Annotated in this window: 9 protein-coding genes; 8 read left to right on the top strand and 1 reads right to left on the bottom strand. The window is 66.0% G+C overall.

Annotation, left to right across the window (positions count from 1 at the left end; genetic code table 11):
* The first annotated feature begins 37 nt into the window (after positions 1–37).
* The 7 genes from OZ10_RS17745 to OZ10_RS17715 all read left to right on the top strand — a co-directional run bounded on the left by OZ10_RS17745 (position 38) and on the right by OZ10_RS17715 (position 7,055).
* Positions 38–376, top strand: a complete 339-nt coding sequence (locus OZ10_RS17745) for a HesB/IscA family protein (protein ID WP_039411442.1) — start codon at positions 38–40, stop codon at positions 374–376.
* Positions 377–745: 369 nt separating this feature from the next.
* Positions 746–1,177 carry a 30S ribosomal protein S6 gene (rpsF, locus tag OZ10_RS17740; protein WP_039411444.1) on the top strand — a complete coding sequence of 144 codons (432 nt, stop codon included), beginning with the start codon at positions 746–748 and terminating at the stop codon, positions 1,175–1,177.
* A gap of 11 nt (positions 1,178–1,188) precedes the next feature.
* Positions 1,189–1,419: a 30S ribosomal protein S18 gene (gene rpsR, locus OZ10_RS17735; protein ID WP_005991243.1), complete on the top strand. Its 231-nt coding sequence runs from the start codon at positions 1,189–1,191 to the stop codon at positions 1,417–1,419.
* A gap of 281 nt (positions 1,420–1,700) precedes the next feature.
* Positions 1,701–2,150, top strand: coding sequence for a 50S ribosomal protein L9 (gene rplI / locus OZ10_RS17730; RefSeq protein WP_039411457.1), 450 nt, complete (start codon positions 1,701–1,703; stop codon positions 2,148–2,150).
* A gap of 209 nt (positions 2,151–2,359) precedes the next feature.
* The gene (gene smc, locus OZ10_RS17725; RefSeq protein ID WP_039566277.1) at positions 2,360–5,872 is read left to right on the top strand and encodes a chromosome segregation protein SMC; all 3,513 of its coding nucleotides are present in this window, start codon (positions 2,360–2,362) and stop codon (positions 5,870–5,872) included.
* A gap of 56 nt (positions 5,873–5,928) precedes the next feature.
* A complete protein-coding gene (gene zipA / locus OZ10_RS17720) occupies positions 5,929–6,663 on the top strand; it encodes a cell division protein ZipA (protein WP_039411463.1) in 735 nt (244 codons plus the stop codon).
* An 8-nt stretch (positions 6,664–6,671) separates the two neighbouring features.
* Positions 6,672–7,055, top strand: coding sequence for a hypothetical protein (locus OZ10_RS17715; RefSeq protein WP_039566274.1), 384 nt, complete (start codon positions 6,672–6,674; stop codon positions 7,053–7,055).
* 231 nt (positions 7,056–7,286) lie between these two features.
* Here the strand turns inward: OZ10_RS17715 and OZ10_RS17710 are convergent, their stop codons facing one another.
* A complete protein-coding gene (locus OZ10_RS17710; RefSeq protein ID WP_039566273.1) occupies positions 7,287–8,411 on the bottom strand; it encodes a pyridoxal phosphate-dependent aminotransferase in 1,125 nt (374 codons plus the stop codon).
* 390 nt (positions 8,412–8,801) lie between these two features.
* Between OZ10_RS17710 and ligA the strand changes: the two genes are divergently transcribed.
* On the top strand, positions 8,802–11,249 hold a 2,448-nt coding region (gene ligA / locus OZ10_RS17705; protein ID WP_039566270.1), incomplete at its 3' end, for an NAD-dependent DNA ligase LigA.

Genomic DNA, 11,249 nt, shown 5'->3' with positions numbered 1-11,249 from the left:
CTCGCTATACTTGTCACCACTGTTTTGGAGTGTCCCCATGGCCATCAGCCTCACCCCCGCCGCGCTGGAGCGCGTGCAGCGTTTCGTGCAGCAGACCCCGGGTGCGCTGGGCTTGCGCTTTGGCGTGACCAAGACCGGTTGTTCCGGCTGGGGCCACATCACTGACCTGGCGCGCGAAAAGCGCGATGACGACGCGGTGTTCGAGCAGGGCGGGGTACGCATCTTCGTCGATCCGGTGAGCCTGCCGCTGGTGGACGGCACCCGCATCGATTTCGGCAAGCATGGGCTCAGCGAGACCTTCACCTTCAGCAATCCCAACGCTACGGCCGAGTGCGGTTGCGGGGAGAGCTTTACGACCGAAGCCGAGCATCGCTGAGCCCGGCTGAGCCAATCGGCACTGGAGTCCCTTCTCCCCTCGGGACATTGTCCTCCTTCATGGAGGAGAAGGTGCCCGAAGGGCGGATGAGGGTGCGGGCGAAGCTTCATGCAGTGGAAGGGCGCGAGTGGCTTCGCCCCGTACGCTCACCCCACCCCCTCTCCTGCGGGGAGGGGGCTTGAGCGCCTGCGAGGACGCCACGTTCGTGGGCTGGCTGTCGTAGGGCCAGTTGCGGCTAAGCATCTGAACTGCCATACTTTCCGGCTTCCTGCCCGGGTCCGGGTGGGAACCCTTGCTCCACCGGCCGCGTGTGCGGACTTCCCGGGGAGCTGTCCGGCCCACGTGGCCACATCCGAAAGGTAAAACAACATGAGTCGTCATTACGAAGTCGTGTTCCTGGTCCATCCGGACCAGAGCGAGCAGGTCCCGGCCATGATCGAGCGCTACAAGTCGCTGATCGAGGGCGGTAACGGCACCATCCACCGTCTGGAAGACTGGGGCCGTCGTCAGCTGGCCTACCCGATCCAGAACCTGGTGAAGGCGCACTACGTGCTGCTCAACATCGAAGTCGACCAGGCCGTGCTGAGCGAGCTGGTGGAAAGCTTCCGCTTCAACGATGCGGTGCTGCGTCACCTGGTCGTCAAGCGCGATGGCCCGGACACCGAGCAGTCGCTGATCATGAAGAGCAAGGACGAGAAGGGCGACAAGCCCGAGCGTAGCGAGCGTCGTCGTCGTGACGATGAAGAGGGCGAAGCCCCCGCTGCCACCGATACCGACGGCGACAACGCCGAAGCCGCTTAAGGAGCGCTGTCATGTCCAAGTTCTTTCGTCGTCGCAAGTTCTGCAAGTTCACCGCCGAGGGCGTCAAAGAGATCGACTACAAGGATCTCAACACCTTGCGCCAGTACCTCACCGAGAACGGCAAGATCGTGCCGAGCCGCGTGACCGGTACCAAGTCCAAGTACCAGCGTCAGCTGGCCACGGCCGTCAAGCGCTCGCGTTTCCTGGCGCTGATCCCGTACACGGACAACCACGACGTCTAAGCAGTTCCGCGCAGGAGTCCGCAGTCATGCGGCTCCTTGCGCAAGACCCGCACGTGTCTTGTGTGAGTCCCTCACAAGAACCCGCACGGTTTTGTGTGAGTCCTTCACAAGAGCCCGCACATCCATGTGCGGGTTATTAAAAATTAGAGGCCGGTCATTCGAGATGCGGTGTTGATCGTGCTCTTGCGATTCCCAAATCCCGATTCCCGAATCCCGTCTTTTCGGACAGCACCCGTTGCGCCCGCCCACCGGCCGGCGCTAACGAATAACGGAGCACCACCATGGATCTGATTCTTCTGCAGAAAGTGACCAACCTGGGCAACCTGGGCGACAAGGTCAGCGTCAAGCCAGGCTACGGCCGTAATTTCCTCGTGCCGCAGGGCAAGGCCGTTCCGGCTACCGCTGCGAACGTCGAGGCGTTTGAAACCAAGCGCGCCGAGTACGAAGCCAAGGCCAACACCATCCTGGCCGACGCACAGAGCCGCGCCACCAAGTTCGAAGGCGCCAGCGTCACCATCGGCGCGCATGCGTCGACCGAAGGCAAGCTGTACGGCTCGGTTGGCCCGCGCGACATCGCCGAGGCGTTCACCGCCGCCGGCCTGCCGCTGGAAAAGAGCGAAGTGATCCTGGGCGAAGGCGCATTCCGCAATGTCGGCGAATACGACGTTGTGCTGCACCTGCACGCCGATGTGGAAACCTCGGTCAAGGTCATCGTCGAATCCGACGCCTGATCCAGGCCGTCAGTGTTACCCGAAGGGCGCCTTGTTAGGCGCCCTTCGTTTTTGGGGCGCCGCCGCCAGCGCAGGCATGCCCGTTATACTCATGCCCCATTGCCGGTTCCACGGCCCGCAGATCTTATGGATTAAGGGTTTGGGCGCTGGCTTCACAGGAACAGTGCCTGCCGGCTTCGTCCGCGCGGTGCCCGGAATCTCCAGTCCCCATGCGCCTGTCCACGATCAAACTGTCCGGTTTCAAGTCGTTCGTCGACCCGACCACGTTGCACCTGCCCACCAACATGACCGGCATCGTCGGCCCCAATGGTTGCGGCAAGTCCAACATCATCGATGCGGTGCGCTGGGTCATGGGCGAAAGCTCGGCCAGCCGCCTGCGCGGCGACTCGCTGACCGACGTGATCTTCTCCGGCTCCTCGGCGCGCAAGCCGGTGTCGCAGGCGACGGTGGAGCTGATCTTCGACAATTCCGATCACACCATCACCGGCGAGTTCGCCTCGTTCAACGAGATCTCGGTCAAGCGCCTGGTCAGCCGCGACGGCAACAGCGCCTATTACCTCAATGGCACCAAATGCCGGCGCCGCGACATCACCGACCTGTTCCTGGGCACCGGCCTGGGGCCGCGCAGCTACTCGATCATCGAGCAGGGCATGATCAGCCAGATCATCGAGGCACGCCCGGAAGACCTGCGCGTCTATCTGGAAGAAGCTGCCGGCATTTCCAAGTACAAGGAGCGCCGCAAGGAAACCGAAACGCGCATCCGCCACACGCGCGAAAATCTCGACCGTTTGGGCGACCTGCGCGAGGAAATCACCAAGCAGCTGGCGCATCTGCAGCGCCAGGCGCGTCAGGCCGAGCAATACCAGGCCCTGCAGGAAGAGCGCCGGATCAAGGATGCCGAGTGGAAGGCACTGGAATACCGCGGCCTGGACGGGCAGTTGCAGGGCCTGCGCGAAAAATTGAATCAGGAAGAAACCCGCCTGCAGCAATTGATCGCCGATCAGCGCGATGCCGAAGCACGCATCGAAACCGGGCGCGTACGCCGTGAGGAGGCCGCCGAGGCGGTGGCCAAGGCGCAGGCCGACGTGTACCAGGTGGGCAGCGCGCTGGCGCGCATCGAGCAGCAGATCCAGCATCAGCGCGAGCTCTCGCACCGCCTGCACAAGGCGCGCGATGAGGCGCAAAGCCAGCTGCAGGAATTGACCCAGCACATCAGTGGCGATTCGGCCAAATTGGCCGTGCTGCGCGAGGCGGTGGCCGACGCCGAGCCGCAGCTGGAACAACTGCGCGAAGACCACGAATTCCGTCAGGAAGCGCTGCGGGAAGCCGAGGCGCGGCTGGCCGACTGGCAGCAGCGCTGGGAAGCCCATAACCGCGACACCGGCGAAGCCTCGCGTGCCGGCGAAGTGGAGCGCACGCGCGTGGATTACCTGGACCGCCAATCACTGGAAGCCGACCGCCGCCGCGAAGCGCTGGTCAACGAACGTGCCGGGCTGGATCTGGATGCGCTGGCCGAAGCGTTCGAGCAGATCGAACTGCGCCACGAAACGCAAAAGGCGTCGCTGGACGGGCTGACCGAGCAGGTGGAAGCGCGCAAGCACGCACTCGGCGGCCTGCAGGAACAGCAGCGGGCAAGCCAGGGCGAGCTGGCGGAAGTACGCAAGCAGGCGCAGGCCGCGCGTGGCCGGCTGTCGTCGCTGGAAACCCTGCAACAGGCCGCGCTCGGGCAGGAGCAGGGGGCGGCGGTGGCGTGGCTGAAGTCGCGCGGGCTGGACTCGGCGGCGCGGGTGGGCGAGCGCATCAGCGTGGAAAGCGGCTGGGAAAACACCGTCGAAAGCGCGCTTGGGCAGTTGATCGAAGGCGTGCTGGTGGAAGCGCCCGAGCAGCTAGTGGACGCCCTGGGCGAGTTGGGCGAGTTGGGCGAAGGCCGCATTGCGCTGGTGTCCGATGCCACCGACACTGCCACGTTCGCGCCGACCTCCTTGGCCGCCAAGGTGCAGGGGCCGATCGCGATCCGTCGCCTGCTGGCGCGCCTGCACGCTGCCGACGATCTGGAGGCCGCGCACGCGCTGCAGCGCAGCCTGCCCGAAGGCGACTCGGTCATCACCCGCAATGGCGAGCGGTTGGGCGAGGGCTGGGTGCGGGTGTCGCGCTCCGGCGCCGCCAAGCAGGGCGCCTTGCTGCGCGAGCGTGAAATCCAGGACCTGCGCACCCAGATCGAAACCCTGCAGGAGCGCGAAGCCGAGCTCGAACACCAACTCACCAGCTTCCGCGAGCAATCGCTGGCGGCCGAGCAGCAACGCGAAGATGCGCAGCGCCAGTTGTACATGGCGCACCGCAGCGTGTCCGAGCTGGCCGGCCAGTTGCAGAGCCAGCAGGGCAAGGTCGACGCGGCACGCACGCGCATCGACCGCATCGAGAGCGAACTGGCGCAATTGCTGGAAACGCTCGATACCAGCCGCGAGCAGGCCCGCGAGGCGCGCGCCAAACTCGAAGATGCGGTCACCTTGATGGGCGATCTGCAGGGTACGCGCGAAGCGCTGGAAAGCGAGCGCCGCCAGCTCACCGACGCGCGCGACCAGGCCCGCGACGCCGCGCGCGGCGTGCGCGATGCAATGCATGCCCTGGCGCTGACGCTGGAGTCGCAACGCACCCAGATCACCTCGCTCAGCCAGACGCTGGAGCGCATGGACAGCCAGCGCGGCCAGCTCGACACGCGCCTGGAAGATCTGGTCGCCCAGCTGAGCGACGGCGATTCGCCGGTGGAAACGCTGGAGCACGAACATCAGGCCGCATTGTGCGAGCGCGTGCGCACCGAGCGCGCGCTGGGCGAGGCGCGCACCCTGCTGGACAGCATCGACAGCGAACTCCGCAGCTTCGAACAAACCCGTCAGCAGCGCGACGAACAGGCGCTGGCGCAGCGCGAACGCATCTCCCAGCGCAAGCTCGATCAGCAGGCGCTGGTACTCAGCGCCGAGCAATTGTCCGCTGCCGTGGTCAAGGCCGGCTTCGTGCTCGAAGACGTGGTCAACGGCCTGCTCGAGGCGGCCAATGCGGCCGAATGGGAAGCGGCGGTGGGTCAGATCGACGCGCGCATGCGCCGCCTGGAGCCGGTAAACCTGGCCGCCATCCAGGAATACGGCGAGGCCGCGCAACGCTCGGAGTACCTGGACGCGCAGAACCTGGACCTCAATACCGCACTGGAAACGCTGGAAGAAGCCATCCGCAAGATCGATCGCGAAACCCGCGGCCGTTTCAAGGACACCTTCGACCGCGTCAACTCGGGCGTGCAGGCGCTGTATCCGCGCCTGTTCGGTGGCGGCCATGCGTATCTGGAACTCACCGGCGAAGACCTGCTCGACACCGGCGTGACCATCATGGCGCGCCCGCCGGGCAAGCGTGTGTCCAGCATCTCGCTGCTGTCCGGCGGCGAGAAGGCGATGACCGCCGTGGCGCTGGTGTTTGCGATCTTCCAGCTCAACCCCGCGCCGTTCTGCCTGCTGGACGAGGTGGACGCACCGCTGGACGAAGCCAACGTCGGCCGCCTGGCCAACATGGTGCGCGAGATGAGCGAGAAGGTGCAGTTCCTGTTCGTCAGCCACAACAAGGCCACCATGGAAGCGGCGCGCCAGTTGTCCGGCGTGACCATGCGCGAGCCCGGTGTCAGCCGCCTGGTCAGCGTGGACCTGGAAGAAGCCGCACGTTTGGCGGGTGCGGCATGACGTGCCATGCTTGTTGGAATGATTCCACCCGTCACTTCTACGCGGAGGCACGCTGAATGTCCGACATGGCCATGATCCGGATCGGGATCCTGATCGCTGGACTGCTGCTGGTCGCGGCCATCTTCCTGTTCGGCCGCCCGAAGAAATCGCCGCAGGGCCGTCGCGTCGACAAGGACGACGGGCAACCGCGCGAACGCCGCGAGCCGGTGATTTCCGGCGACGCAGATGTCGACGGTGCTGCCTTCGAGCGCAGCGAGGGCAGTGCCGAACAGAGCGAGCTGTCGCTGGACGCGCAGGACGCGGCCGGCGGTAACGATGTCGGCAAGCGCCCGAACCAGGATTTCGACAAGATCGTGTCGCTGTTCGTGGCCGCCAAGGCCGGGCAGATTCTGCGTGGCGAGGACGTGGTGGTGGCCGCGGAAAAGACCGGACTGGTGTTCGGCCACATGAATGTCTTTCACCGTCTGGTGGAAGGGCATCCCGAGCGCGGGCCGATCTTCAGCATGGCCAGCATCCTCAAGCCCGGCAGCTTCGACATGGCCAACATCCGCGAGATGCAGACGCCGGCGATCGCGTTCTTCCTGACCCTGCCGGCGCCGATGACGGCGCTGGATGCCTGGGAAAAGATGCTGCCGACCGTGCAGCGCATGGCCGAGCTGCTGGACGGCGTGGTGCTGGATGACAGCCGTAACGCATTGGGCCGGCAGCGTGTGGCGCATATCCGCGATGAGCTGCGCGCCTACGACCGTCAACATCAGGCACCGCCGCTGACCAAATCGCCGCGCTGGTGAGTTGAGCGATGTTGAGCCTGCAGGGCGTGTTGGCAGTGGCGCTACTGCTGGTGCTGTGGGCAATCCTGGCGATGCCGCTGCTGTGGATCTTTACCCGAATCGCCGCACGCCTGCGCGCACGCCCGCGCAACTCGCCGTGGGTGATTGGCGGTTTTGCAGCCGCTATCACCTTGCTGGTGGCACCGGTACCGACACCCTTCATCAGCGTGTTTTTGCCGCATGCGATCGCGCTATTCGACCGCCGTTACTACACGCACATCCTGCAAGGCCCGCCGATGCTGCGCGAGCTGTTGCTATGGAACGCCGGCTCGATGGCACTGACCTTCGTCATCAGCTACCTGTGGATCCGGCGCACGCTACGCGCACCGCAGAGCGAGGTATCGGATCAGTAGGCCAAAGCCCCTCTCCCGTCGGGAGAGGGGTTGGGGTGAGGGTACGTGGCGAAGCCACTTGTGGTGTGTGTCATTGCTGAAGGCGCGTAGCGACGCGCTTGACCTCCCAGGCGGTGACAACTTCGCGATGCGCCCCTCATCCGCCCCTGGCGGGGCACCTTCTCCCCCTAAAGGAGGACAATGTCCCGATGGGAGAAGGGTTCGCATTGGCTCTATCGAACGCTTCGCAGATTAGCGCTTGGCTTTGCCGAATGCTTCGCGAAACCGGACCATTTCCGCCTCGGTGCCCACGCTGACACGCACGCGCTTGGGCCAGATCGGCCAGCTGCGGCCGACGATGACGCCCTGCTTCTGCATCGAATCGGCGAACACGCCAGCGTCGCGTTTGACGTCCAGCAGGAAGCAATTGGCCTGCGAGGGCAGGCAGGTGTAGCCCTTGCCCTTGAGCCAGGCGATGGTTTCGTCGCGCACGCGGGCGTTGTCGGCGCGGCGGGTCTGCACCAGCAGCGGGTCGCGCAGGCTGGCGATGCCGGCGGCCATCGCCGGTACCGACAATGGGTTGCTGCCGAAGGCGGCAAGTTTGGTCTGCAGTCCCGGCGGGGCCAGGGCGGCGCCCAGACGCAGGCCGGCCATGCCGTAGAGCTTGGAGAAGCTGCGCAGCACGATCAGGTCCTGGCGCTGACGCACCAGATCGGCCACCGACGGCTCGTTGCTGTAATGGATATACGCCTCGTCGACCACCAGCACCGCGCTGGACGGCTTGTTGGCGAGCAGCCACTCGATGTCGGCGCGCGGGGTGATGGAACCGGTGACATTGCCGGGATTGCACACATAGATCAGGCCGGCGGTCGGGTCGGCCTTGGCCATCGCCTTGACGTCGTGCGCGCCATCGGCGCGCAGCGGCACCTTGCGCACGGCCACGCCGCGGGCAGTGGCGCTTTCGATCAGCGGGTCGAAGCTCGGGTCGGCCACCACCAGCCCGGCGCGCGCGGAGGTGAACAGATTGCTGGCGCGATTCAATGCATCCCTGGAACCGGGAAACAACGACAGATGATCGTTGGGCAACTGCAGCTCGCCGGTCATCAGGTTGCGCAGATCCTGCTCCATCTCCGACAGGTAGCGGCCCGAACGCGTCAGCGAACGCGTGGCAGCGTCAACCGCCGCCGGGGCAGGCCCGAGCGGGTGCTCATTGAGGTTGAGGTACACGGTGCCAGCCGCGGCTGCCACGCCCGGCGTTGCCGGCGCCGCGGCGCGCTTGCGGGCCGCCTCGGCCGTGGGTGCCAGCCCCAGTGCGGAAACCGCCACGCCGGTGGTGGCGAGGCTGAGAAACGAGCGGCGCGAGACGGGCAACGACACGGGTGAACTCCAGAGGCGGCGGGCAGAGAGGGCGCCACGCTAGCCGGTTTGGGCGTGTCTGCCTATCGGGAAATACCCGCAGGGCCGGTCGCGCAGGCGCGCGCGCTGCAGTCAGGTGGCAGCGACGGTGGTGTTTCCCGCGTTTGCGTACACAGGTCAGGTAACTGCCGGGCTCGCTTCCGGTGGGCTCCGGGCAGTGGCTGTTGCACCTGCTTCGCTCCGCTGCCCGCACCCTGGCAAGGTGCGGTTTACGCATGGCCACCGCGGCCGACGCCGCCAATGCCAACGACTTCATCCATCGATCAATCTGCGCGACCGAAGGCGCTTGCGCCAACGCTTGGCATCGGCACGGCCCGTTAGAATGGGCGTCCCAGAGCCAGCCCCGCGACCATGACTGCCAGCCCGGATCCCGCTCAGCGCATTGCTGCCTTGCGTCGCCGCATCGACGATGCCAACTACCGCTATCACGTGCTCGACGAGCCGCAGCTGGCCGACGTCGACTACGACCGTCTGATGCGGGAGCTGGAAGCGCTGGAAGCCGAGCACCCGTCGTTGGCCAGTGCCGATTCGCCAACGCAGCGGGTTGGCTATCTGGCCGCCTCGCGCTTTGCCGAGGTACGGCATGCCTTGCCGATGTTGTCGCTGGGCAATGCCTTCAGCGACGAGGAAGTGCGCGAGTTCGTGCGGCGTATCAGCGAGCGCCTGGAGATCAAGCAACCGGTCTTCTCGGCCGAGCCCAAGCTGGATGGCCTGGCGATCAGTCTGCGCTACGAAAATGGCGAGTTCGTGCAGGGTGCCACCCGCGGCGATGGCGCCACCGGCGAAGATGTGAGTGCCAACCTGCGCACCGTCAAGGCGATTCCGTTGCGGCTGCGCGGCGAGGGCTGGCCGCAGGTGCTGGAGGTACGCGGTGAGGTCTACATGCCGCGCGCTGCCTTCGAGGCCTACAACGCGCAGATGCGCGCGCAGGGCGGCAAGGTGCTGGCCAATCCGCGCAACGGCGCGGCCGGTTCGTTGCGCCAGCTGGATGCGCGCATCACGGCACAGCGCCCGCTGAGTTTCTTCGCCTACGGCGTGGGCGAAGTGCGCGACGGCGCATTGCCGCAGACGCATTCGGCCATCCTGGCGCAGCTGCGCGACTGGGGCTTTCCAGTCAGTCAGCTGGTCGAGGTGGTGCAGGGCAGTGAGGGCCTGTTGGCGTACTACCAACGCATCGGCGAGGCGCGCGATGGATTGCCATTCGATATCGACGGCGTGGTCTACAAGCTCGACGATCTGGCCGGGCAACGCGAGATGGGCTTTGTCTCGCGCGCGCCACGCTGGGCGATTGCGCACAAGTTCCCGGCGCAGGAGCAGTCCACCACGGTGGAGGCGATCGAGATCCAGATCGGCCGCACCGGTGCGGCGACGCCGGTGGCACGTCTGAAGCCGGTACACGTGGCCGGCGTCGTGGTCACCAATGCGACCTTGCACAACGCCGACCAGATCGCGCGGCTGGATGTGCGCGTGGGCGACACGGTCATCGTGCGCCGTGCCGGCGATGTGATTCCCGAAGTGGCCGGTGTGGTCGCCGACCAGCGACCGGCCGGCACGCAGGAATGGCGCATGCCCACGCAGTGCCCGGTGTGCGGTTCGGAGATCGTGCGCGAGGAAGGTCAGGCGGTGTGGCGTTGCTCGGGCGAGTTGACCTGCCCGGCGCAGCGCAAGGAAGCGTTCCGGCATTTCGTTTCGCGTCGTGCGATGGACGTCGATGGTCTCGGCGAAAAATTCATCGAGGTGCTGGTCGACAGCGGGCTGGTGCAGGGCGTGGCCGATCTGTATCTGCTCACCGTGGATCAGTTGCTGCAGCTGCGCCTGATCAGCAACGCCGAGAGCCCGCATGCGTTCCTGCGCGAGGCGCGCGAGCATCTGGCAAGCGGTGCGTATGCGCAGCTGGAAACCCGTGTGGTCGGCATCGGCGTGGACCTGGCCGGGGAGCGCGAGGTGCCACAGACCTGGCAGGCGGATCTGCTGCGCGCAGGCCTGCCGCGCTTCGAGTGGAACCGCAGGAAGATCGCCACCAAGTGGGCCGAGAACCTGATCGAGGCGATCGAAACATCGCGCGACACCACGCTGGAGCGCTTCCTGTTCGCGCTGGGCATCGAGCATGTGGGCGAGAGCACGGCCAAGGCCTTGTCGGCCTGGTTCGGCGATCTGGAACTGATCCGCCATCTGCCGTGGCCGCTGTTCAAGCGCGTGCCGGATATCGGTGGCGAAGTGGCGCGTTCGCTCGGGCACTTCCTCGACCAGCCCGGCAATCAGCAGGCCATTGACGATCTGCTGCAGCGTGGCGTGCGTATCGGAGATAGCCATGCGCCATCGCCCAGGCTGCGCGAGGCGTTGAGTTTTGCCAGCTTGCTGGAAGATATGGGCATCCCCAAGGTGACCCCGGTGCGTGCGCAGCAGCTTGCTGCCGCGGTGCCGTCGTTCGATGCGCTGCGCACTGCGGGCGCCGACGCCTTGCAGCAGGCCGGCGTGCCGGCGCCGGTGGTCGCCGCGTTGCTGCAATGGCTGGATCGCCCGGAAAACGCCGCGTTGGCAAGCGCGGCGCAACAGGCGATGGAAACGGTGCTGGCGCGGCTGCCGGAGGCCGAGGCCGTGCAGGCCGGTCCACTCGAAGGCCAGACGGTGGTGATCACCGGCACCCTGGCCGCGTTGACGCGCGATGCCGCCAAGCAACGCCTCGAAGCATTGGGCGCCAAGGTCGCCGGCAGCGTCTCCAAGAAGACTGCGTTCCTGGTGGCCGGCGAAGAAGCCGGCTCCAAGCTCGACAAGGCGCAATCGCTGGGCGTGGAGATC

This window comes from Xanthomonas cannabis pv. cannabis, assembly GCF_000802365.1.
GTDB classification, from domain to species: Bacteria; Pseudomonadota; Gammaproteobacteria; order Xanthomonadales; family Xanthomonadaceae; genus Xanthomonas; species Xanthomonas cannabis.
This window is presented reverse-complemented; position numbering and strand designations above follow the sequence as displayed.